The organism is Mycobacterium sp. Aquia_216, from assembly GCF_026723865.1.
Classification (GTDB): domain Bacteria; phylum Actinomycetota; class Actinomycetes; order Mycobacteriales; family Mycobacteriaceae; genus Mycobacterium.
In genome coordinates this window covers 5,636,043-5,659,160 of the sequence record NZ_CP113529.1, presented here as the reverse complement: position 1 = coordinate 5,659,160, position 23,118 = coordinate 5,636,043, and the positions used below count along the sequence as shown (strand labels likewise).

The 23,118-nt window shown below is 60.2% G+C and carries 17 protein-coding genes and 5 tRNA genes; 9 read left to right on the top strand and 13 right to left on the bottom strand.

Annotated features, from left to right (window positions below; translation table 11 throughout):
• Positions 1 to 66: 66 nt before the first annotated feature.
• Positions 67 to 139: transfer RNA gene (locus OK015_RS26475), tRNA-Lys, on the bottom strand.
• A gap of 136 nt (positions 140 to 275) precedes the next feature.
• Between OK015_RS26475 and OK015_RS26470 the strand changes: the two genes are divergently transcribed.
• From OK015_RS26470 to OK015_RS26460, 3 genes are all read left to right on the top strand, one after another.
• Positions 276 to 348: transfer RNA gene (locus OK015_RS26470), tRNA-Glu, on the top strand.
• Between the two features lie 48 nt (positions 349 to 396).
• Positions 397 to 473, top strand: a tRNA-Asp gene (locus tag OK015_RS26465).
• A gap of 34 nt (positions 474 to 507) precedes the next feature.
• Positions 508 to 584, top strand: a tRNA-Phe gene (locus tag OK015_RS26460).
• A gap of 32 nt (positions 585 to 616) precedes the next feature.
• Here the strand turns inward: OK015_RS26460 and OK015_RS26455 are convergent.
• The 5 genes from OK015_RS26455 to OK015_RS26440 form a co-directional block, all read right to left on the bottom strand.
• Complete coding sequence (locus OK015_RS26455) at positions 617 to 1,774, bottom strand: site-specific integrase (RefSeq protein WP_268127629.1); 1,158 nt, start codon at positions 1,772 to 1,774, stop codon at positions 617 to 619.
• Positions 1,775 to 2,008, bottom strand: coding sequence for a helix-turn-helix transcriptional regulator (locus OK015_RS26450; protein WP_268127627.1), 234 nt, complete (start codon positions 2,006 to 2,008; stop codon positions 1,775 to 1,777).
• Between the two features lie 10 nt (positions 2,009 to 2,018).
• A complete protein-coding gene (locus tag OK015_RS26445) occupies positions 2,019 to 3,365 on the bottom strand; it encodes an FtsK/SpoIIIE domain-containing protein (RefSeq protein WP_268127626.1) in 1,347 nt (448 codons plus the stop codon).
• Positions 3,362 to 3,784, bottom strand: coding sequence for a plasmid replication, integration and excision activator (locus OK015_RS29130; RefSeq protein ID WP_326498502.1), 423 nt, complete (start codon positions 3,782 to 3,784; stop codon positions 3,362 to 3,364). Before OK015_RS29130 ends, OK015_RS26445 begins: the two co-directional genes overlap by 4 nt.
• Before the next feature lie 101 nt (positions 3,785 to 3,885).
• Positions 3,886 to 4,665, bottom strand: a complete 780-nt coding sequence (locus tag OK015_RS26440; protein ID WP_268127624.1) for a GntR family transcriptional regulator — start codon at positions 4,663 to 4,665, stop codon at positions 3,886 to 3,888.
• A 93-nt stretch (positions 4,666 to 4,758) separates the two neighbouring features.
• Between OK015_RS26440 and OK015_RS26435 the strand changes: the two genes are divergently transcribed.
• The gene (locus OK015_RS26435) at positions 4,759 to 5,205 is read left to right on the top strand and encodes an NUDIX hydrolase (protein ID WP_268127623.1); all 447 of its coding nucleotides are present in this window, start codon (positions 4,759 to 4,761) and stop codon (positions 5,203 to 5,205) included.
• Between the two features lie 53 nt (positions 5,206 to 5,258).
• Positions 5,259 to 6,803 (top strand): ATP-dependent nuclease, encoded by a 1,545-nt coding sequence (locus OK015_RS26430; protein ID WP_268127621.1) that lies wholly within the window; start codon positions 5,259 to 5,261, stop codon positions 6,801 to 6,803.
• A 50-nt stretch (positions 6,804 to 6,853) separates the two neighbouring features.
• Here OK015_RS26430 and OK015_RS26425 read toward each other — a convergent pair whose 3' ends face one another.
• From OK015_RS26425 to OK015_RS26415, 3 genes are all read right to left on the bottom strand, one after another.
• Positions 6,854 to 7,132 carry a DUF7161 family protein gene (locus OK015_RS26425; RefSeq protein WP_268127619.1) on the bottom strand — a complete coding sequence of 93 codons (279 nt, stop codon included), beginning with the start codon at positions 7,130 to 7,132 and terminating at the stop codon, positions 6,854 to 6,856.
• Between the two features lie 407 nt (positions 7,133 to 7,539).
• The gene (locus OK015_RS26420; RefSeq protein WP_268127618.1) at positions 7,540 to 7,830 is read right to left on the bottom strand and encodes a hypothetical protein; all 291 of its coding nucleotides are present in this window, start codon (positions 7,828 to 7,830) and stop codon (positions 7,540 to 7,542) included.
• Between the two features lie 312 nt (positions 7,831 to 8,142).
• Positions 8,143 to 9,756 (bottom strand): class I SAM-dependent methyltransferase, encoded by a 1,614-nt coding sequence (locus OK015_RS26415; protein ID WP_268127616.1) that lies wholly within the window; start codon positions 9,754 to 9,756, stop codon positions 8,143 to 8,145.
• Positions 9,757 to 9,851: 95 nt separating this feature from the next.
• On the opposite strand from OK015_RS26415, the gene OK015_RS26410 reads away from it, so the two are divergent.
• Positions 9,852 to 12,830, top strand: a complete 2,979-nt coding sequence (locus tag OK015_RS26410) for an Eco57I restriction-modification methylase domain-containing protein (RefSeq protein ID WP_268127615.1) — start codon at positions 9,852 to 9,854, stop codon at positions 12,828 to 12,830.
• A 153-nt stretch (positions 12,831 to 12,983) separates the two neighbouring features.
• Here OK015_RS26410 and OK015_RS26405 read toward each other — a convergent pair whose 3' ends face one another.
• The 4 genes from OK015_RS26405 to OK015_RS26390 are packed head-to-tail and all read right to left on the bottom strand — an operon-like array spanning position 12,984 to position 19,094.
• Positions 12,984 to 15,392, bottom strand: a complete 2,409-nt coding sequence (locus tag OK015_RS26405) for an AAA family ATPase (protein ID WP_268127613.1) — start codon at positions 15,390 to 15,392, stop codon at positions 12,984 to 12,986.
• Positions 15,389 to 15,964: a hypothetical protein gene (locus tag OK015_RS26400; protein WP_268127612.1), complete on the bottom strand. Its 576-nt coding sequence runs from the start codon at positions 15,962 to 15,964 to the stop codon at positions 15,389 to 15,391. The genes OK015_RS26405 and OK015_RS26400 overlap by 4 nt, the downstream gene beginning before the upstream one ends.
• A complete protein-coding gene (locus tag OK015_RS26395; RefSeq protein WP_268127610.1) occupies positions 15,961 to 17,766 on the bottom strand; it encodes an SIR2 family protein in 1,806 nt (601 codons plus the stop codon). Before OK015_RS26395 ends, OK015_RS26400 begins: the two co-directional genes overlap by 4 nt.
• Positions 17,763 to 19,094 carry a rolling circle replication-associated protein gene (locus tag OK015_RS26390; RefSeq protein WP_268127609.1) on the bottom strand — a complete coding sequence of 444 codons (1,332 nt, stop codon included), beginning with the start codon at positions 19,092 to 19,094 and terminating at the stop codon, positions 17,763 to 17,765. The genes OK015_RS26395 and OK015_RS26390 overlap by 4 nt, the downstream gene beginning before the upstream one ends.
• 303 nt (positions 19,095 to 19,397) lie before the next feature.
• Between OK015_RS26390 and OK015_RS26385 the strand changes: the two genes are divergently transcribed.
• From OK015_RS26385 to OK015_RS26375, 3 genes are all read left to right on the top strand, one after another.
• Positions 19,398 to 19,464 (top strand) — tRNA-Phe (locus OK015_RS26385).
• Between the two features lie 333 nt (positions 19,465 to 19,797).
• Positions 19,798 to 20,232, top strand: a complete 435-nt coding sequence (locus OK015_RS26380; RefSeq protein ID WP_268133130.1) for an MmpS family transport accessory protein — start codon at positions 19,798 to 19,800, stop codon at positions 20,230 to 20,232.
• Positions 20,229 to 23,084, top strand: coding sequence for an MMPL/RND family transporter (locus OK015_RS26375; protein ID WP_268127607.1), 2,856 nt, complete (start codon positions 20,229 to 20,231; stop codon positions 23,082 to 23,084). Before OK015_RS26380 ends, OK015_RS26375 begins: the two co-directional genes overlap by 4 nt.
• Positions 23,085 to 23,118 lie beyond the last annotated feature (34 nt).

The following is a 23,118-nucleotide window of genomic DNA, read 5'->3' as shown; positions in this document are numbered from 1 at the left end:
GGCGGCCACACGACGACCATGCCCGCGTGATGGCCGGCTGATTCGCGAAGGTCGTAGCCGGTTTTGTGCCCCCACTAGGACTCGAACCTAGGACCTGCGGATTAAAAGTCCGTAGCTCTACCAACTGAGCTATAGGGGCGGTGACGATTCAGGATACTTGGGCTCCAAATCCACATCGCATGCCGCTCGTTTGAGGATTGTGCCTGCGGTGACCTAAGCTAGCGTGGCTCCCAACGGTAGTTGCGTTGCGGGTACCCCGGAGTGATTCGGTTCTGGCCCCCATCGTCTAGTGGCCTAGGACGCCGCCCTTTCACGGCGGTAGCACGGGTTCGAATCCCGTTGGGGGTACGCGCAACGGCGGCAACGTCGGGGCGAGCAGTACATGCAGGAAAGCAAGGCCCTGTGGCGCAGTTGGTTAGCGCGCCGCCCTGTCACGGCGGAGGTCGCGGGTTCGAGTCCCGTCAGGGTCGCCAGCACGGCGAGGCACACGCTGCCTTCCGGCTTCCCGGCCAGGTAGCTCAGTCGGTATGAGCGTCCGCCTGAAAAGCGGAAGGTCGCCGGTTCGATCCCGGCCCTGGCCACCATCATTGAGCTGCACGGACGCGGTGACAGCACTCTATTGACGGTTGGTCTTGTCCGGTTCCTGTCCGTTCGCCTTGTTATTGGCGACGTCGTGGAGCCGGTCGAGGTTCGTTGCGACGTGGTCGAGTTCGTCTGAGTAGAGGTCGCTGTAGATATTCGCGGTGACAGTTGGCGTGGAGTGCCCCATGGTCTTCTGGACGTAGCGAAGGTCAGCCCCGGAAGCCCGTGCGAGGCTCGCATAGGTATGGCGTAGGTCGTGGATGGTCAGAGGCGCCAGCTTGGTTTTCTTCAGGGCTTCGTTCCAGTGGGTGTGCCGGCGCCAGTTGTTTGATCTGAGGAAGCCGCCGTTTGGCGAGGTGATCGCTTGTTGCCCGGCTGCGCGGTTCTCGATTCGTGGCTTGAGCGCGTCAATGACGATTTGCGGGAGCGGGACGGTTCGGACGGCAGCCCGAGTCTTCGGCGGTCCGACGATGATCCGTCCCTCAACTTCCGGGGCAGCCTGTCGGACGTAGAGCCGGCGAGCCTTCAAGTCGATGTCGCCGACGCGCAGACCGACGAGTTCGGACCAACGCAGCCCGGTGAAGGCCAGGATCGTGACGATGTCGCCGTGGTCGCCGCACGCCGATGCCAGCGCGGCGACTTCGGTGGTCGTGAGGTAGCGGTGCCGTTCTCGGGCCGGCATCCGCCCGGCCGATACGCCTTGAGCCGGGTTGGTGTGGATTCGGCCGTCCTCGCGCGCCATGTCGAAAATCGACCGGAGGAGCCGGAGCGTGGCGATTTTGGCCCATGGTCCGACTGTCAGGGTATCGATGAACTGTTGTACGTCCTTGCGGCTGATCTCGTCGACGGGGACATGGCCGAAGCGCGGGCTGATGCGGAGTTCCCAATGCTGGGTGTAGCCGCTCCACGTCTTCGGTGAAACGGCCGGGCGTTTCGATGCGCTGTATTGGGTCCAGATGGTGGAGAGGCTGGTACGGCCAAGTCGAGGGTCGAAGCGCCTGGTACCGATCGCCGCTTCGCCGTCCCGGTCGGCTTTGAAAGCCCGCGCTTCTCGCAAGGAGGCGAACGTCGATGAGGTTTCAACCCATCCCGACGGGGAGGCTGGATCCCGCACTAGGTAGCGCACTTGATAGCGCGGTTGGCCTGCTGAATTGATTCGCTTTCGAATGCCGCGCGGTACTGATCCGGCCACTTAGCGGCGCACCTGCTTGAGCCATGTGCGGACTTCCGCTGCGTCCCAACGTCTTACGCGATCGGATATCATGTAGCACGGCGGCCCCATGTCTTCGCCGCGTTCGCGCAACGCGCCCCATCGGCTAACGGTCGCAGCCGAAACGCCGAGCAGTTCGGCGACCTGCTCCGCTGTCAGAAGCTCTGGAAAGGTCGCTATCGCGGTGCCGGTGGGGCCGATGCCGAGAGTTGCCATGCCGATCTCCTCAGTTCCCTGCGGGATCAGTCGGCCTTAGGCGCGCGAACCCGTATTCTTCTGCAACAGAACGGATTAACGAATCAGGCCAGTAGTCGGCGCGTACCCGCATCGTTGATCCGTCTTCGGCGATGACGTATCCGGTCCCAGGTTTGTTGGGGTCGATCCGGTGTGCGGGCGCGGCATCGGCGAGGCCATCGCCCAGAACCATCGCGACCTCGTCGCGTGAGCGCAGCCGAAGTGCAACAGTTTGGGTGAATAGTCCGCGCATGGGCAGGATCTCCTTGCGTGGGTCCTGCATGAAGGCGGCGACGACGATTCCAACAGCTCTGCCCTTTGTCAGAATGCGTGAAAGCGAGGCCGCAACTTGCTTCTTGATGGCGGCGTCTGTCATGTAGGCGGTCAGGCCGGCCAATTCGTCGATAAGCAGAACGACGAGCGGCTCGGCCGTGCTGGGTACGTGCGAACGCGCTCGGCCGGCCATCCTGCATCCGCGGCTGTCTAGCAGCTCCTCCAACTTGGTCAGCAGCCTGGCGGCCTCGGCCTCGGTCGTCGCGACTTTGGTGAATAGTGCGGAGCCGACTGACACTTCGATCCCGTACTTGAGGTCTACCGCGAAAAGCTGCACAGTCCCTGACCTCACGGCCGGAGCCAATCCGCCTGCGATGCCCCAGAAAATGGAACCCTTTCCCGCGCCCGAGCACCCGACGGTCAGGGTGTGCAAGCCAGCGACGTGGAGAATCCAGGCCGACCCGTTCTCGCGCCTGCCGATCGCAACGGCGTTTGCCGCGGCACTGGTCGGCTGTCTAGCAGTTTCGATGTTCGATAGCTGTTGCCGCATAACGAATTCCATCCGGACCGTGCCGGGCGCGACGACCGTCGAGCGGGCGGAATGCGCCCCGACGGCATCACGGATTGCGGGCACCGAATTCTCCAGGTCATCCACCGTTTGGCCGGTCCGTGTACGGACGGACACTCGCAGGCAGTCGTCGGACATGCTCACCCCGAGAAGGCGAGGATGAGTCCAGATGGTCCTCGTCTTGCTCCCGCCCTGTGAGTCCGTGCGTGTGACGCGCTCAGAAGTGGACAACCCGCAGGCCTTGGCAACTCGCGGCCAGGAGATCAACGCCCATAGCAGCCATCGGGTCCGCCATGCGGGGGTTGCAACATAGCGCCCAAATGTGGCGGGCGAACGCAGTTTCCAAACGACGAGCGAAACGGTGACCGCGCCGATCACCGCGATGAGCCACATGGCACCGACCGCCAGCAGGTGCGTGAGGTCAAAGAAGTCGATGCCGCCGTCAGGATCTGGAATCGAATACGGATCGCTAGGTACTACGGGGTCGTACGGACTCATGCTGACACCCGGTCTCCCGCTGATGACCCCGCCTTGCCGGTGTCCGCAGTCATACCCGAGGCCCGAAATGACCACGCGATGCGGCCGGATTCACTCGAACGGTCTACGTACGGCAATACGCAGAGTTCCTCGAAAATCACTGGGGTGAAGGGCATTCCGGCAGTGTTCGGCGGGCACACAGGCTGCTTGGGTGTTGCGAACTTGACGGTGAGCGTTCGGGCTCGCTTGCTAGCTGCCGGGTCACCGTCGAGGACTTCGACCTGCCACAAGGGAGCGCCCGAGTCTCGATCAGTCGCTTGAACCTTGTTGTCCTTCGTCGATCGCTCGTAATCGATTACCGCCGTAACGTCGGATACCACGAACGCTCGGTGTGGGAAAACTTGCTGGTGGGACACCTTGAGCCACTTCGGCACGGACATTTTGTCTACCTTTCGTAGGGACTGCTCTAGATAAGCTGATTGTCACATAGTCGTCTAGAGGAGTGCCACGGCCGACGAACATTTTTTCCGAGATTCTGTGCCTAGCGCGCCGCGAACTCGTATTCCAGCACGTAAGCGGCCGCCACCTTCACGGTGTCGCAGACCTCAACGACCGCGTCGTTGGCGTCATAAGCAGTTCGCAGCACCGTCAGTACTGGAATACCTGGTTCAAGCTCCAGTTGCCGCCGTTCTTCTGGGGTGGGCATCCGAGCTGCAACTTCCTCGGTGAAGCGGGCCAGTACATGACCGTTTTCTTCAAGGCGGGCGTAGATGCCACCGGGTCCGGAATCGATCTGCTCGATCTGCGTGCCTTCAGCGAACGCCGCTGGGATGTATGAAACTGCCGTCTCAACAGGTCGGCCGTCGGCCAGGTAACGCCTCGATCGCACGACCACGTCATCATCGGCTGATATTCGGAGCCGCTCAGCTACAAGCGAATTCGGCCTTGCGAGGCTCACGACAATATTGTCGACTTGTGGCGAGTACCCGGATATCTCGGCCTCCACGGTAAACGCCGCCTTGCCTTCGGCGCGATGCTGTCGGGCGAATCGATCTGATGCCAGTCTGCGGATGGGAGGCGTCGGGCGGACAAACACTCCCCGGCCGTGTTGTGAGATGACCAATCCTTCGGTACGCAACTCCTGCATGGCCTGTCGTACAGTCATGCGCGCTACACCGAAATGCTCGATCAGCTCGGTCTCGGACGGTAGCCGCTCCCCGGGAGCGAGTCGACGGGAATTGATTGCCTCACGCAACATGCCCGCGATCTGCCGATATGGTGGCTTGTCATCCGCGCGGTCAATTCGCCTCAGTTGCAGCACCCGCTGACCTTCCGTTACATGTCTAGACGACTAGTCTAGGAAGCTAGTCAACTCGTGTCACACATGCCGGCACCAATCAGGGAAGAGCCAACGATGGCAAGTACGCCCAAACACTCGGTCAGTGTCGCCGGCATCGTTGTACGGGATGACGACCGCGTTCTGGTGATCAGGCGAGATGACACCGGCGATTGGGAAGCGCCGGGCGGAGTGCTCGAACTGGGCGAGTCCTTCGAGGACGGTGTTCGGCGGGAAGTCTTCGAGGAAACGGGATTGACGGTCACGGTGGAACGCCTCACCGGCGTGTACAAGAACCTGACCCACGGGATTGTCGCTCTGGTCTACCGTTGCCGTCCCGCCGCCGGCAACACTCAGCCCACGGCCGAGGCGCGCGAAGTCCGTTGGATGACAAGGGACGAAGTTGGGTCAACCATGCATCCCGCGTTCGCCGTGCGCGTTCTCGATGCCTTCGAACAGCAAGCGCGTTCGCGAGCCCACGACGGAGTCAATCTCTTACCGCGCAAGAGGTCCCGATCTCATTGAGCTGACCCGTGGCCACACGCAAGGCAGATTTCGTCTTTCGCCGAGTTTTAGAGGTGCAGTCAGCATTCGGCACATATGATCTGGACGCTCGAGCAGCCATCCTTCTTGTGGAGGTGTCAGTGCCCGCACCTACGGAACCTAAGCTCACCGATGCGTGGGACTCCGCCCGCCACGGCAACGGCGGCTGGCCGCAGTTTTTATCGGGTATCGAAGTTGCGGGACTTCGCGGCTGGAATGGCGAGCTAGTCGAATTTCGCTACCCCGTGGTCGCTATTGCGGGGGTTAATGGAGCGGGAAAGAGCACAATACTCAAAGCTGCTGCCGCTGCATATCAGGCTCCGTCAAATGGTACCGCTGCCACGTACTATCCAGACGACTTCTTCCCAAAGACACCCTGGGAAGACGTTGCAGGGGTTTCTCTTGCCTACAACATTCGACTCGGCGATCAGTCCAAGACGGTCTTGGTGAGAAAGCTGACGCGCAGATGGAGGGGCGTGTCAAAACGCGAGCGGCGTTCGACGTACTTTCTGGACATCTCGCGAATTCAACCCGCGAACACCCAGATAGGTTACGGACGCACTGCACAGGAAGTGATCAGCCGCGGTACCGCCGAGCCGTTGACGGATGAGCAGCTTAAACAGCTGAGCCGAACACTCGGACGTACATACGAAACAGCCCGGATCGAGCGCAAGGCCAACAAACAAGTTGGCGTGCTGTCCCAGAACGGGGTCGAGTACTCAAACTTCCACCAAGGTGCGGGCGAGGATTCCATCTTGGACCTCATCGCTCTCATCTCCGCGGTTCCGAATCACTCGCTGATCATCATCGACGAAGTTGAGGCGTCGCTTCATCCTCAGGCTCAACGTGTGTTGATAACTGAGTTCTTAGACCTCGCTCACAGCAAGAAACTTCAGATCCTCGTGTCAACGCATTCACCGTTCATTCTCGAACAGCTACCTGCTGTGGCTCGCATGTTCATCGCCGTCGATCGCGACTCTACGAGAAAGGTGCTTTACGGAGTTAGTAGCGACTTTGCGTTGAACCTGATGGACAACGAGCGCCATGACGAACTTGACATCTACTGCGAGGACCAGGAGTCCGAGTACCTGATCGAGCGGATATTGGCGCTCGGGGCAGCAGACCCAAATCTGCTGAGGCGACTGCGTATCACGGCCGTCGGTCCTGCCTCCACGGTCATATCCCTATCGACTATCGCATCCGCCGACAAGCTTCCCCGCCCAAGTATCTGCGTAGTCGATGGCGACCAACCAGAAGGCGACGGGTACATGGTCCTCCCCGGCGAAAAGGCCCCGGAACGAGAATTGCTCGGCGCCCTGACCGACCTGCAGTGGGCAGTCGTCGCAGAACGACTCGGCCGCCCGGCGGGCGAAGTGCTCGATGCCAAAGACTCAGCGATGCAGATCGGCAACCACCACGCGTGGATCGGCGAAATGGCTCGGCTAATGGGCGGAACTATGAGGAAGTCCAAGGTCTGGGAGGCGATCGCAGACGTATGGGTTCGTGACGTGCTGGGAGACGAGCGAGCCATCGAATGGTGCGAACCTATAGTGGCGACCCTCCGGACGGCTACTTCGTAGACTCTGCCGCCCTGCGGGTTTCTCTTGATGGCATCGCGAGGCGTCAATACTCAGTCGTAAAGAGCTAGCTGCTCGAATCCCACGAATGCGATGCGAGTGGGATCGTCCAGTGGGTGAACCCGAACACTGAGATTAATGTTGGGTTCGTCGTCGATAGCAATCACGTCGATGATGCCCTCAGGCAGATCTTGCGGAACGCCGGCGTCATTGACCGGAGTGTCCGATAACACCCGCAGTCGCTTGCCCCGGAGACCGGTTGTGTCATAGGGAAACTGATGAAAGGTAGCTTCGTCGCCACGGTACTGCGCCGTGGCTTCATTATCTCGCAAGAAGCCTTCCGTCGTGCGGGGTCGTCGAATGGTCGAGTAAGCCGATGTCCGTTGGCGGTCACGCCGTACGTCCCAACTGGGTTGGCTTTTTCGGGAGACCACAAGCCGTCAATCGTTGTGAACCACTCATATCCCAGTCCGCATGTGCGTGATCGTCTGACTTCCGGAGCGGACGAGTAAAGGGCTCCTTCGTCGTCGCTACGCGATGGCTAGCCACCCTTGACACGCCCCCTCGTCAGCGCAGTTTCGCTCGTTATGCGGGAGGGGGTAGGGGTGGAAGTGAACTACCGTTGCTTCGATGTAGCACGATGCGACAGATGTCTCGGGGGGTATTCGTCAGACTACGATCCGTTTTTTGCAGCTTGGGATTGCCCGCGTCTAGGTCTGACAGGCCCCGGCGCCGCGCTCTAGACGTTCGTTCGACGAACTGTATCCGCGTTGAATTCTTTGGTGCCTCCGAAGTAGTGCCAGTTGATGCCGGCACCGGTGTGGTCAAACCAGTTCAGTGCCAAAGCTTTCCGCGCAAGTTCTTCGAGAGTGTTTGCGATCACTTCTTCGTTCTCGTCGATGATCTTGTCCCCGTGCAGTTTCCAGCCGTGGTCAAAGGCGATCAACCGGGCGATCTCGGTATGGCTGCGTCCAACGAATGTTGTTACACCGGCTTGAATTTCGGCACCGCCAGTCACGTACCGTGTCACGATTACTCCTTGCTTCTCGGTGCACTACTACTGTGCCCGTCGCTGGGCCCAGTGATCATGCGGTTGCTTTTATCGTCCTAGCCCACCGATGCTTGCGCAACGGTTGACCCAAGAATTGCTGTGCCCCGGTTTGGTGCCAGCGGCAGGCGCGATACGGACGCGGATGTCAGCGGTATTCCATCCAATCGCTCGACAGCGGTGTCGTGCGAGCGACATGGTCACGGTGCAGGCGTCATAGGTCTGATTTCGTAGGCTCGCCGATGTGCTGTCACAGGACCACACAGTCAGCGCGTGAAATCCGAGGAGCGCCTCTTATGTGAGTTTGGTGCGTCTTGAGCGACCCCTGCGCCGGTCACGTAGAGCAATCCAGGCACGCCGCATGGCAGCTACCTCACGGCGATCAAACCCGAGGAGATCGATCAATACTTCTTCGTCGACGAGGTTTAATGCGTCTTCCATCCGGCGCTCGCGTAGTAGCTCGTCAACCTTCTGGTGGAGCGTCGCGGGCACGAGCGCCGGGTCGGGGACTGGCAGGTGTTCGCACTCGCTCGGCTCCAACTCAAGGATCCCACCGCCGTAACTTCGCCCTAAGACCTCCGAGAACGCGAAGGTGGCTGAGTTGAATGCGCCTGCGGCTAGACGCTCGATTTCCACGCCTTCTGCCACGCGGACGCGGTGTACGGTATCCGTGCTCGTCGCTCCCGCCAGGTTAGCGATCAGGCGCGGGTGTGTACTTATCTGCCGCAGCATGAATCCGTCAGGCACCCAGGTCGATGGAACTTCCCACCAGGTCCGCCGGATGCGGCATTTGTAGCCGTCTGGGACGCCGTCGGACTCGCCCTCTGCGAGGTATGCGGCCAGCATCTTGTTGCGACGCAAATCAATTCCGGATGGTAATGAAAGGAGCCTAGTGGGTGCAGCTGCACGATTTGGCGCCTCGAGGTCTTGGCTGGTGAAACTCAGAGCGGGTGCCTGCACACTCCTCGATAGGAGCGGCATAGTCATCCGCATAAGCCCACGCTGGCCGGCTTCGGCGGAGGTCAAGCAGAAGAACGCGTTTCGGCCCGTTACTACTCCGACGTCAACTTCCGCATACCGGCTCAGGGGGTGCAGACGGCCGCCTTCACGAACGCGGCGGATCAAACGAATAGCGTCACTACCTAGGTAGTACTTTGTCCATTTCTCTGATTCATGGAGGCGGGCTCGGGCCGCAGTCTTGGTAGCTCCGTCAAAGCCGTTCAAGTTGTCGGCATTCGGCAGCTCAACGGTCCGGATCTCGGCAGGGCCGGTGCCACGGACGGCGAGCAGTAGCACAACCTCTTGCAAAATGCCCGGGAAGACAAGCTGTTTGAACGACACGAGGGTGATTGAGGCGCATTCGTCAACTAGGTATGACCGCAGTGCCGCCGCATACCCGACTTGGAGGAGCTCAGCTGGCAACACTAGACCAATGCGGCCTCCGGGACGCACCGCAAGGACAGATGCAACAACGAACGGGACCCACGCATTGGTCAGGCGGGTTGGACACATTCCCTGCGCCCGCATCAGCGCAAGCGCCGGTTCCCTTGCCGTCGATTCCCATGAGCCAAAACGGATGTAAGGCGGGTTACCTGCCACCGCATCGAAGGTGCCGTGGCGGCGCGGCTGAAACCAAGAGAAGAAGTCGCCGACGACAACGGGAACACCTGTCTCAGCCGTCGCCTTCTTGGCTTCGCGCGCGACGAGTTCAACTGCCGTGATTTTTCGAGCGTTGGCCACCGTGACCAGGTGGCGCAAGATCGCGCCGTCTCCGCACGAAGGTTCGAGAACATGACTGCCGTCCGCGCCAACCCAGCCGGCGATGAAGCGAGCAATCGGATCGGGGGTGTAGTAGCCACCTCGCAATTTGTCGCCCTCGGGAGCAGCTTTCGCCGCGAACTTCGCCATAGCGACCATCCTCACCCGTAGGTCCGACAACAGCGGTTACCGATGCGGTCGGCGCGCCGCGAAAGCAAGACTCAAACAGCACCTACGGTCGGAGTATGCCGTACCAGCGCCCATCGAAGGAGGAAGCCCGGGCTAGATTGGCTCAGTTTGTCGCTGACTACCAACGGCAATCAGCTGACCTTCAGGCGGTCAACTCTCGCTACACGGAAGCCGAGGCCCGGGGTCAGTTCATCGACCGATTCCTCCGCATCTTTGGATGGGATGTTCATAACGACGTCGGGTTGCCACAAGTTCGGCGTGAGGTCGTCCTCGAACGGGGAAGCGAAAGCGACATAGGCGGTCGACCGGACTACCGGCTTCGACGTCACGGACAGGACCGTCTGCCTATCGAGGCCAAAAAGCCGTCCGTCACCCTCGCCACCGGTGTGGATGCCGCACGACAGGCCCGCTCATACGGTTGGTCCCTCGGACTACCGGCTGCCGTCCTAACCAATGTCGCCGAAACGGTTATATATGACACCACGGTCGAGCCCCGTGTTGGGGACAGCCCTGATGTCGCGGTAATACCGGGCGGCAGGATCAAGCTGTCGGAGTACGTCGACCGCTTCGATCACCTGTGGTTACACCTTTCGTTTGAGTCCGTCACCAGCGACGACTACTACGGCCTGTATTCCTACGCTGAACCTCCGCGGGGAACCTCTACTTTCGACCGGTCCTTCCTCGCTCAGTTCCGCAGCTGGAGACTTGTCCTCGCGTCGGATGTCGCGTCTTGCAACCCCGACCTGCTGGCCAGCGAGATAGGTCGCCGGACTCAGCGATTGCTTAATGCGCTTCTATTTCTCCGAGTATGTGAAGACCGCAACATCGGGCAATACGAAGCGCTTCTCACCTCGGCTCAGTCGGACACATTGCTCGACGTGTTTCGGTCGGCAGACCGGACCTTTAATGCAGGGCTATTCGACGTTTTGACCACCACCAAATACACCAGTGGAGCGCTCACGTCGGTCATCCGCGAGATGTATTGGCCGAGAAGCAAATTCGCATTTGGCGTGTTGCGGCCTGACATCCTCGCCGCAGTCTACGAACAATACCTAGCCGAGCGGGTCGAGCTGGATGAGCTACGAAGAGTGTCCCTTGCGCAGAAGCCAGAGTTGACCCACGCAGGAGGTATCGTCCCAACGCCCGCTTGGGTTGTACAGCATCTAGTAGCCGGAGGCTTAAGCGATCTGCTCGTACCGCAGCAACCGGTCCCGGCAGGCCTTCGTATACTCGATCTCACTCTAGGGTCCGGGTCGTTTTTGATTGAGACGTTTGAGTGCCTCGTCGATGCAGAAGTCGCAGTAGGAAATAACGTAGCCCTCGCTGAGCGCGCGGCACTCGTCAAGGACCACCTTTTCGGCGTCGACATCGACGGCGCAGCAGTCGAGGTTACTAAGCTCAGCCTCTTGCTGGCGGTCCTTGGCGATGAGGTGATCGACTTAGACCGTGGCCGCGATCTGCTCCCTGATCTGTCGAAAAATTTGCTCGTCGGTAACGCGCTGATCGAATCAGACTTTGACGACCTGGTTCCGAGCGCCGCTGTCATCCCAGAGCGCCGGGCCGCAGTCGCGCCACTCGACCTGACGTCCGCGTTCAGTCACGTGTTGCAAAACGGCGGGTTCAACCTGATCGTCGGCAATCCTCCGTATGTCCGGATTCAGACGCTTTCGGAGTTCATGCCGGACCAACTGACGTACTTCCAGGACGCGCGAAGCGGTTACGAGAGCGCACTATCGCACAACTTCGACGTCTACCAGCTCGTCGTCGAGCGAGCATTCAAATTCCTTGCTGCCGATGGGCACCTCGCCTACATCCTGCCCAACCGGTTCACCAACCTTGTGCCGGCCGGAACGATGCGCCGGTTGCTCGGACCACGATTGCTCCGGCTGGTCCACTTCGGCGAGGAGCAAGTCTTCGAAGGGCGAACTACCTATACCGCGTTGATCTTCGTCGGACCGCCGTCCAGCGATCCGGCACAGCTAGAGCTCGTCCACGATCTCAAGGCCTGGCGGGATTCAGGCGGCGCTGATCTAGCGCAGATCGACAGAGCCTCGTTGGGCACCGAAGTATGGCCGATCATGAACGAGGCGCGCGCCAACGTCTTCCGAAAAATGGAAGACTCTGCGATTGCTCGGCTCTGCGATGACGACTGGGTGGACGTATTTGTTGGGGTTCAAACGTCTTGCGACAAGGTCTTCTTCATAAAGCCATTAACCGGATCAACTAACGACACTGTCAAATTTCGAGACGCCGGGACCGGGGAACTCAGATACATCGAACGAGGAATTCTGCGAAAAGCCGTTCAGGATAGACGATTTCAGGCTTACGGGCGGAACCCCGAACCCGACGCTCTAGCTATTTTCCCGTACGATCTCACGCCGCCACCGCCGGGTCGAAAGCGCGGTACGGCAACGCTTTACTCAGCCGAGAGGATGGCGTCCGATTTTCCGATGGCGCTGGACTACCTCACCGCGAAGCATGCGGATCTCGCTGCGCGGGACGTATCGCCGGATCCGGGAGACCGGTTTTGGGCATACGGTCGCTCGCAATCATTGACCAAACTTGACGAACCTAAGCTGATCTTGCGGGTCCTGTCGTTAACGCCGCAGTACGTGTTGGACGACGAAGGCCTCGTTGCTCCGGGAGGAGGCGATGGTGGGCCTTATTACTTTCTACGCCCAATGGCCAACTGTCCGTACTCAATTCGGGTGATCCAGGCTGTTCTGTCCCATCCTGCTGTCGACGCATATATCGCATCGCGCGGCCGGGCGTATCGGGGTTCGTATCTCGTTCATAGAAAAGAGTTCTTAAAGAACGTCCCGATTCCGCTGCTCTCAGACCCGGCCCAGCAGCAAATCGAAAGCGACATTGCAGAGATGCAAAAAATCAAAGAACGGCTGCGCACTGAAGAAGACACAGCGATAAGTACCACGCTGACTGGCAGACATGAGGTGCTCCGACAGAAGGTCAACGATGCCGTTGCTGCAGGCTACGGGTTGACCGCGCAAGACTTGCGTGCCGTTGCCGACGATTAGGGCGCTTTTGTAAAAGGGCTGAACGACGCGAATCGACTAGCCAGCGGGAACGCGATGAGGCGCTATCGCGTTCGGCCCCATCGTTGGTACTGGTGTTCGCAAACCGCCGCCAGGTTTGTCAGCCAGGGACGCGGGTGCCGATTCTCCTGTTCGTCATACCGCGATTGCTGGATCTGGTGTCCAGGTGATCCGCTTAACGCCTTTCTCCGTATCGTGCGTTGATGCATCAAGCTCGATCGTTAAGAGTTCGTCGCCTTCGAACGAGGGGCTCAGCTCAAGGGAGAGATACTCGAAAAGCTCCCGCTCATGGACGGCGATGATGACCTGCCGCTGGTGTCGCTTCGCGAGAACGCGCATAAGACCGGCGAACTGAGTGATGTGTACCTCATCCATTGACTGAACTGGGTCATCGAAGACTAGACATGGCACAAGGGGTTCGACCGCGAGGTGCAACGCGATGAACAGTGACAGTGCAGCGGTGTTCAGGTTTCCCGCACTGAGCATCATCTGGGGCGACCCGCCAATGCTTCCGGACGTGTGGACAGTCTGCAACTTCACTTCGAGCGCAGCCTTGGATGAGGTCGGGATTCCGAACGTGGGAACGAAGTGCTCGCGTGGAGCTAGTCGCGTGAACACACTGCGCCACACGTGATTCAGTGACTCAGTGAACACACGGTGCACGATCTCTGCGCGCGCCTCAGATGCCGCGCGATGCACCTCCTTTGCTACCGTCTGCCGCCTCCTTGCCTCTTTCACTCGTGAGTCCCATAAGGACTTTCGTTCTGCGGCTTTCGCAACTGCGTCTTTCAAGTCCTCGACACGCTTTGCGCAGTCGCCCATCTGCTTTAGTCTCTCACCGGCAGCGGCATATGCCAGCGCCAATGCCTTGGCTCGTGCGACCCGTTCGTCTGTAATCTCTGCCAATTTCCGCCATTCGTCGTACAGAGACTGATCGGGCCGTGGTTCAGGAACATTTAGTTGACGGGCGATATTCTCAAGTTCCGCTCTTACGATGTGCGCGTCATGGGCGACGGATTCCAGTTCACCGAGCATCGCCTCCGCGTCCCGGAGTGTCGACTGCAGTTCGATCAGATTGTCGATTATTGGCTGGAGCTCCTGAAGCCGCTTGTGAAGGCTCGCAAGTGCAGTTCGCCGAGAACGAACTGCCCCGAGTTGTTCTTCTGTCAATAGCTGCCTTTGGAGTCGCTCCAAAGTCTGTTCAGCGTCCTGCAACGAAGCCGATGTGCCGGCCCGTTGTTCGCGGAGTTGTCGAAGCTGAGCCCCTTGATTCGTGAGTTCTGCGATCTTGCGGTCGATATGGGCGGTGAGGTGGGTCGACGACACCTCGCCGAAGGCCCGGTCACATACCGGACAGACGTCGTCAGAAGCGTGCTCGCGTAGGCTCGCGAGACCCTCAGCCAGTGAGCCGGCTTGTTCCTGAGCATTAGTGAGTCGATCTTGGAGCGTGCGCAGCGAAGCTCGATGTTCTGCGAGTTGGATCTCCAAGCGTTTCGTCTCGCCGACGAGCTCATTTTGGCGAGCAATGCGGCGGTCGATGTTCTGCAGTTCATCACCTATCACTGCCAATACGTCATCCGATGGCCGAATTCCCAGCTCGGCCGCGTCGGCTTGCCAGGCATCGATTGTCGATCCGTGCTGGCCACGCCACTGCTGGTATGCCATCGACGCGTTTGCAACAGCAACATGTGCTTCTTCCAAGCGCACAGTCGAGGGCCTGGTCGACAATCCCTCAATCCGTCCGCCGAGCGCGGTTATCGCTTCACGCAGAGCTGCGGCCGCCGACTCCTCATCCGTTGCGCGGCTCGTCTGCAGCAGCTCGGCCACTTCCTGGCTCAGTTCCACGTCGCTGACGCTGGGCGGAGAGTAGCCCAAAGCCATTGTTGCTTCTGCAAGGCGTTCCTTCGAACTCGTTAGCTCGTCTCTTGCAGTCCTGAGTTTCTCGGTGGCATCTGCCAATTCGCTCTGAGCTCTCTCCGCCTGTATGTCCGCGTTCGCGAGAGGTTCGGATAGCCGCTTCAGTCGACGAAGATCGCCCGCGTCGCTCAACCCTGAGCGAAGAGCATCGAGCTGCTCCAGACCCAGCAGTTCGTTGACGAATCTGGCGAGGGCTGATTCCTCTTTTCCCTCACGGTACTGATAGAGATCGAGCAGTTGGCCTAGAGATACTTGATCCAGGTAGCAACGTTCGGCATAGAACTGTGCAGTATCCGCACCTAGCGCGGGAGCACCTTCAATTCGGCTGCCGCCTACAGTCATTCGTCCAGGTACTCGGCCTCCGCTGAGGAGGTCGGAGACCGTTACGGTGAGCGTCGCGAATTCGCGGCCGTGAAACGGTAGGTGCGCCGTATAGCGTGGGTCATGTCGGCGCATGCTTCGGATCTCGCCAGTAAGCGCGAGTTCAAGTGCCGAGAGCACGCTGGTCTTGCCGGCACCGTTGTGACCGTGCAGCAATACGATCGGTGCATCGAGCGGAAAAACTCGGGTGCCCTCAATCCGTCGGAAGTCGGAAATGGAGATGCTGCGGAGCGGTCTATCGTTCACGAATCGCTCCCCTCGCCCGATGCACCCTCTACGGCGTCGTCGATATATGTGCGTAACCATTCTCGCACTTCATCGGGACCGACTCGGGCTGCGTCAATGAACTTCTGGTGCTCGTCGGACAAGGCTGCGCCCAAATGGCCCGCCACTACAGCGAGTGGCGGTTTTGCCAGGGACTGCTCCGTCGGAAGCGTTAGCGGCAGCAATACGGCGACCGCACTGCGGATCTCGTCGGGTCGAGGAGCATCGCTTTCGATAATTAGGACACGGGAGTGCTGTTCAAGGCTGACCATCGTCCGTGCATCAACCGCCGCCTGGCCCAGAAGGACGAGGGTCACGGGACGTCTGGACTCAACTTGATCGAGCGTGCGGCTAAGAGCAGATAAAAGCCGCACGAGCCGGTCCTTGGAGGCGTCGTTGGCGGCCAAGACCACCAGATCGTGCGATACGCCCGTGCCCTTGACAGCAGCATCGAAGGCGAAACTCGATCCGGCGACTACGAGGGGCTTGGGCAGACGTTCGAAGCCTTCGTCCTCAAGTACTCGGAGCACACTTTCGACACCCGACGCGTTCACAGGGCAGTCCCTAATGCGAAGTCTTCGAACAGTTCATCAGCAGAACTGACAGAGGCGCAGACGGTCTCGAGGTCTACCTCACGGGCACCGCTCTTACCGCTGCGGCCGTAGCGGGGTCGTGGTGAGCGAGTTGTCGGGTTATGGATAGCTTCTGCCTGAGCGATTACCACTTCAGGATCGGCCATATCAACAATTCCGTTGAGTTCAAGCTCCGACAACACCCGTGCACTGTGGATAACGAACACTTTCGATATGCGTCCCCCCTTTCGCACCTGCACAACACCATCGTGAGGCCTTGTCGCGCTGCCGGGTTCGAGCGTCCAATCCCCGTTAAGAAATCCGCGACCGAGTAGGGCGAATGCGAGAGCGAAGCGTCCAAGAGCTGCGCTTGGGAAGTCGGGGTTTCCTACGGATTCCGTCAACGGAGCAACGGAAACCGCCGGGTATGGAGCGGGATCAGGAATGCTGCCTTTTCTGAATACCCACAGTGCAAGCGTCACCCCCGATATTAAGGCTTCCACAAAAACTCGGGGATCGGGGTCTGCCTTCTCGGCCGCTGCATCTCGGATGCCGCGAATGTGTTTTTGAATTCCCTCGAAGTCGGCGTCTGGCAGATCGAGTTCAGGTATGTGCTGAGTCAGCGCGCTGAGTTTGTCGGCCAGCGTAAACAGCACCAGGCCGAGCAGAGCCGGCTTAGCATAGGCCCCGAGCAAAGCCGACGACTCGATCGCCTGGCTATTCGGGGAGTAACTATCGCCGTACGTCACTTTCAACACGTGCTTGTGATGATAGTGAAGCGTTTGCTCGGCGAGGACGACCGCCGGCGGGTCGGTGGGCCAGCTTCGGGCCAGGTTCTGGATCGCCGCATTCAAGACTGTGTGGATGTTGGCGTCTTGTGCCGAGAGCCCGACGATGAAGGCTGGCCTTGAGGCGAACAGGTGTTCCAGGTGATTCTTCATCATCTGGTTTTGCGATCTTGTGGTCCAGCCAGATATTTGCGACTTTCTCGCGATCAGAAGGCTGCGGTAAACGGCAGGGTCATGCGCTGCCATCACCGCGCACCCGTGGAACTTCACTAGTTCTGCGCGGCGACTGGGCGCGCGGAAGTCGGCTGCTGTCACGATCACGTTAAGCGCCCCGTCGCCTCCGCCCTCGAGACGATCCATAGCCGCCTCGACGAGGCCATCCCAATTGGTGGTCGGCGCGGATCGCACTACGCCTTCCATCATCAAGATTGCGACGCATAAGTGTTCAACGTCTGGCGCTAGACCTGGGTCCCCGTAGGTCGCGGGCACGTCGAGCCCGGTCCAGACAAGGAAGTCACCAGGCTCACCCCTGACCTGTACATCGAGGACATCCGAGTATCGGTCAATGAGGCGGTCGACGATGTCAGGGAGATTCGGCCATGTGCCAACCGGCGCCGTCAAGTCGATTGAGGCGCGAGTTGAGCCTGCCACTCCCGCAACCTCGAGGACGTCTTCAAGAGCTTTCCTAAAGCGGCAGTTCGGATCGGCTGCATTGCTGCTTGTTTGAAGGAACACCAACATTCGCTCAAGCAACTTCGGCACACCAGGCACAACATCACGCGAAATTCCGGAGCCAAGCCATAACGAGTACTCACCACGAGCAAACGCGGACGCCACGTGAGCAAACTCGTCTTCGAAGCACTCAAGGACTTGTATAACAGTCCTCCGTGGCATTGGCGTCACAGCTCCGAAGCCTCGATCATCGTGAGACAGAGAGTAGCGGCTCTGGCCGAGCAGAACGAAGTGAATCTGCACGATCAGTAGCAAGGCCTTCAAGCGGTAGATAGGGCCGCTGCGAGCTGCGCCGCGAACGTAGGGCCATCGTTCACCAGCACGTATCCTCCGGCAAGTCCCCCTTGGTTACACAGGAGCCGTCGTCGTCGGATTTTGCGGTGCCGTACTTTCCCGGTCTGGCTGTCTACCCGTTGGACTACGCGGTCGGCCGTCCGAGGCGTGACCTCGATAGGAAACGAACTTGTACTCCCGCCGTAGATAGCTCGTGACCGCGACCAGCGCCGAATGATCCTGCGGGCCGAGACATAGGAATCCTGAGCGATCTCCACGACCTTTGAGGCTCGGCGGACCCCGTAGACGCCCCAGAATCGCCCTGGGCCGCGGCCGGGTTTGCGCCAAGCATCCGGGACAATGTGCTGATATTCCTTGTCGCCGTGCTGGTTCGGTGAGGAATGTTTGGTGAAATAGATCGCCAGACGTTTTGGGTCGCAGGCGCGCAATCCGTTCCTGATGTCGATGGCGGTGCCGGCAAGCAAGTGTTTTGTGCGTTGTTCCGGGTCCGGGTGGTCGACGATGTCCGTCCATTCTTGGGATAGCCAGTCGCGGAATGTACGGCCCGATCGACCGAGAGCATTTGGGGGAGCCATCCACAGGTGAATGTGTGGCGCGCCTCGGCGTTGAAATTCGAGCTTCCAGATGTAGCGTGCAGGCTCACCCCATTCACGCTGAAACCGTTTGCGCCACAGAACCATATGTCGTTTCACACTGGCGCCGTCTGGCGCAACGGATTGCCATTCGCCTGGGTAGGTCAGGGTCACCATCGCTGGCACACGACCGCATTCCACCAACGGCGTGTAGTCGAGTTCGGCAAAGGTGCGGCACATCGCGGCACGCGACCTGCGCGACCATTCGGTGATCGCACGCCCAGGCGGACTAGGCGTATCACGGCCGGACTTAATGCGGTCCGCCTCAGTCGCAACGTCGAGTCGGTGGTGATTGACCGCCCGCTCCGATGCCTTCTCCGCGCGAGCGGGACTGCTCCAGCCGAGGCGGACCACGCCAGGCCCCACCGTGATCCGGAATCGCCCGGACTCCGGTTCCATGCCGAGCCGGTCTCGTCCGTACGCCCAGGGTTCAGCAGGCTCAAACAGTGCCGCTGCCGAGGCAACCAAATCGGGGCTCGGGAACCGCAGCCCCAGCGCATCCGCGGCCGACAGGTCCGCACCAACTCCGTCATCGACGGTGTCGCGGACACTTTTGGCACATATAACAAGCCCGTTGGTCCCTGCCGGAACACGGCCTACGCCGCTCCCGCCGTCCGACCGATCGCTACCGCTCTCGCGCCCCGCGGCCTTGATGGCCTCGGGCACTCGCGGTCTACCGGCATCCGCGGCTCCACCCGTGTTCCGGTTGGCCGTCCGGGTTGTGTCTGGCTGAAGAGTCGGTCGCTCCTCTGTCGTCTTCGTTGGACGCGCGGTCGACCCCTCGATGCTGGGCATGGGGTACCTACTCCCCGGGAGCCCGAGGCGCGCATCACTGAGTGATGGGCGATCAAGGGTTCCCTTTAGGGAGTGCTGTCACTGTGTCCGGTTTGTGTCCGATCGTCGGACGGGCGGCCTGCGTCAGACGCGCTCAGCGCGCCGCATTTGACGTATGAACGTCGTTAAAACGCAGGCCAGCGGCCATTGCGTCCGCCTGAAAAGCGGAAGGTCGCCGGTTCGATCCCGGCCCTGGCCACCACTTTAAATGTTTTGTTTTCTCCCTTCGGCGTACCCGGACTTCCTCCCAATTACCGCATAGCGAATGACGCTGCGGGACAACGGTACTGAGTGGGTCGTCGAGTTCTCTTCGTGCTCGCGTCGACGGACACCCCCCGCTGCCGGCAGCGGCAGGGCTGATCAACCTGCATCGGCGGAGTGCTCCACGATGCTGTACAGTTCTGAACTACCCAATTATGGAACTCAAGTTCCGTCGGCGGGTGCAGTCCGGCATATCGACCTCGATACGTGTGCCGACAACTCAGGTGTGGTGTCTCGCGGCGCTCGGCGGTGGCCGTAAGAGGAGGGGATGCGGGTGTATCGACTGTTCAAGAGGGTGTGGATACCGCTACTTCTTGTCGTCGTTGTCGTACTCGGCTCCTATGTCGTGATTCGCGTTCGCGACAGTTTCGGTGCCAACACCGCTGTCGCGCGAGGCGATGTGAATGCCGAGACGAAGCCTTTCAATCCGAAGCACATCACCTACGAGGTCACGGCACCGCTGGGCGGCAGCGTCAGCGTCAACTACCTCGATGAAAATGGGCAACCCCACCTTGTCGAAAACGCCCCGCTGCCGTGGTCGTACACGATCGTGACGACCCTGCCCTCGATGTCGGCCAACATCGTCGCCCAAGGTGACACCGGCATGCGCCAAATTCGATGCCGGGTCATCGTCGACGGCCAAGTCCGCGACGACCGCAGCCTCGACGAATACCAACCCTTCATCTACTGCTTGGTGAAATCTGTATGAGTAACGAGCCTGGCTCTCGCTCCCGCGTCGCCCGTCTGCTCCGCGTCCTGGCGGTGCCGATCATCCTGTTTTGGCTTCTCGTCGCGCTCGGCACCACACTGTTCACCCCCGACCTCGGTGAGGTAGCGGGGAAGCACTCGGTGCCCATGACTCCGAGGGACGCCGAAGCGTTCAAAGACATGATGAACATCGGCCACAAGTTCCAGGAGTTCGACACCGACTCCTCGGCGATGGTCGTGTTGGAGGGCGACGACAAGCTCGGCGACAGCGCGCACATTTTCTACAACCAGATCGTCGAGAAGCTCAAGGCCAGCAAGCATGTCCAGTTCCTCCAGGATTTCTGGAGCGACCCGCTGACCGCCGCCGGCTCCCAGAGCCCGGACGGCAAGGCCGCCTACGTGCAGGTCTTCCTCGACGGCGCCCAGGGCACCACTCCCGCCCACGCGTCGGTTGCCGAGGTCCGCAAGATCGTCAAGAGCGTGCCGCCGCCGCCGGGCGTCAAGGCCTACGTGGCCGGCAACACCGCGCTCAATACCGACACGCTGATCGCCGCGCACAACAGCATGGACTTGATGACGCTGGTCACGATCGGCGTGATCTTCGTGATGCTGCTGATCATCTACCGCTCGCTCAAGAACGCGATCCTGGCGTTGATATTGGTGCGCTTCGAGCTCTATGCCGCAGAGGGCATCGTGGCGACCGCCGGCAATCTGGACATCATCGGCCTGACCCCGTACGCGGTCAGCATGGTCACGATGCTGACTATCGCCACGGGAACCGACTATTTCATCTTCCTGTTGGGCCGCTATCACGAAGCCCGATCCCGCGGCGAAGACAAAGAGCAGGCGTACTACAGCGCCTACAACGGCGTGGTGCACGTCATCCTGGGGTCGGGTCTGACGATCGTCGGCGCCTGCCTGTGCTTGACCGCGACCAAGCTTCCGTACTTCCAGACGATGGGCATCCCGTGCGCGATCGCGTTGGTGGTGACGATGCTGGCGGGCCTGACGCTGGCTCCCGCGTTGCTCGCGGTCGCGTCCAAGTTCGGTTTCTTCGATCCGAAACGTCAAGTGTCGGAACGGGGTTGGCGCAAAGTCGGCACCATGGTGACGAGGTGGCCGGTCCCCATCATCGTCGTGACGTCGTTTATCGCGGTGATCGGTTTCATCAGTCTGACGACCTATGTGCCGACCTACAACGACAAGAAGTTCACCCCGCCCGACATCGCGGCCAACGTTGCGCAGACAGCGGCCGAGCGGCATTTCACCCCCGCGCGCATGAACCCGGAATTGCTGATGGTCGAGGCCGATCATGATCTGCGCGATCCGGCGGACATGTTGATCATCGACAGAATCGCCAAGAGCGTCTTCCATGAACGCGGCATCGGGCGCGTGCAAACCATCACCCGGCCGCTGGGCGCGCCGATCGAGCACAGTTCGATCCCGTTCGTGATCGCCATGAACAGCTCCAGCACCCTGCAGACCGCGAAATTCATGAACGACAGCATGGCGTCGATGCTCGAGCAGGCCGACGAAATGGGCCGAACGATCGCCGTCATGCAGCACATGTATGGCGTCATGCAGCAGATCACCGACACCACCCACGAGATGACCCGCGATATGCACGTGTTGCAGACGGATATCGAGGGAGTGCGGCAGCACATCGCCGACTTCGAAGACACCTGGCGACCGATTCGCTCCTATTTCTATTGGGAGAAGCACTGTTTCGACATCCCGGTCTGCTGGTCGTTGCGATCGATTTTCGACACGCTCGACGACATCGACCTGATGGCCGACGACATCGGGAAAACAACCAAGGACATCGACAAGCTCGACATGTTGATGCCGCAGATGCTCGCCGACTTCCCGAAGACCATCGAGTCGATGCAAAGAATGCGCAATTACATGCTGTCCACCCACAGCTCGATGGCGGGCATTCAGCAACACATGCAAGAGAACGCCGAAGGCTCGACGATGATGGGCAACTACTTCGACGAAGCCAAGAACGACGACAGCTTCTATTTGCCGCCGGAAGTCTTCAAAAACCCCGACTTCAAGCGCGGACTGAAGATGTTCGTCTCGCCCGACGGTAAGGCGGTCCGGTTCATCATCACCCACCAGGGCGACCCCGCCTCGGTGGAGGGAATCCAGCACGTCCAGGGCGTCAAGCAGGCTGTCGCCGACGCGATCAAGGGAACTCCGCTGGAGTCGGCGAAGGTGTCGTTGGCCGGCACCGCCTCGATGTACAGCGACATGCAGGACGGCGTGAAGATCGACCTGACGATCGCCGGCATCGCGACACTGATCCTGATCTTTTCGATCATGCTGCTGATCACCCGTAGCTTGGTGGCATCCCTGGTGATCGTCGGCACGGTACTGGCGTCGCTGGGCACCGCCTGCGGTCTGTCGGTGCTGCTCTGGCAGGACATCCTCGGGATCGGCTTGCAATGGATCGTGCTCCCCTTGACGGTCATCATCCTGCTGGCCGTCGGGTCCGACTACAACCTGCTGCTGGTCTCCCGACTGAAGGAGGAAATCCCGGCCGGCCTCAACACCGGCATCATCCGGGGCATGGGCGCATCGGGCCGGGTGGTCACCGCGGCCGGCCTGATCTTCGCGGCGACCATGGCGTCGATGATCGTCAGCGACCTGGTGGTGATCGGGCAATTCGGCACAGCTATCGGGATGGGCCTACTCGTCGACACGTTTATCGTGCGGGCCTTCATGACGCCGGCGATTGCCGCCGCTCTGGGCCGCTGGTTCTGGTGGCCGTTGGACACCTTCAAGATGAGGAAGAAGGCCGAAGAGTCCGAGACTGATACCGCGCCCGTCCGGCAACTGACAACGGTCTAGTGCTCTCGGTGGCTAAAGGCGACATTCAGGCAGG

Excerpts from the sequence above, each read along its gene's own strand:
- OK015_RS26450 (WP_268127627.1), bottom strand. The coding sequence starts at position 2,008 with ATGGCAACTCTCGGCATCGGCCCCACCGGCACCGCGATAGCGACCTTT.
- OK015_RS26445 (WP_268127626.1), bottom strand. The coding sequence starts at position 3,365 with ATGAGTCCGTACGACCCCGTAGTACCTAGCGATCCGTATTCGATTCCA.
- OK015_RS29130 (WP_326498502.1), bottom strand. The coding sequence starts at position 3,784 with ATGTCCGTGCCGAAGTGGCTCAAGGTGTCCCACCAGCAAGTTTTCCCA.
- OK015_RS26435 (WP_268127623.1), top strand. The coding sequence starts at position 4,759 with ATGGCAAGTACGCCCAAACACTCGGTCAGTGTCGCCGGCATCGTTGTA.
- OK015_RS26415 (WP_268127616.1), bottom strand. The coding sequence starts at position 9,756 with ATGGCGAAGTTCGCGGCGAAAGCTGCTCCCGAGGGCGACAAATTGCGA.
- OK015_RS26410 (WP_268127615.1), top strand. The coding sequence starts at position 9,852 with ATGCCGTACCAGCGCCCATCGAAGGAGGAAGCCCGGGCTAGATTGGCT.
- OK015_RS26375 (WP_268127607.1), top strand. The coding sequence starts at position 20,229 with ATGAGTAACGAGCCTGGCTCTCGCTCCCGCGTCGCCCGTCTGCTCCGC.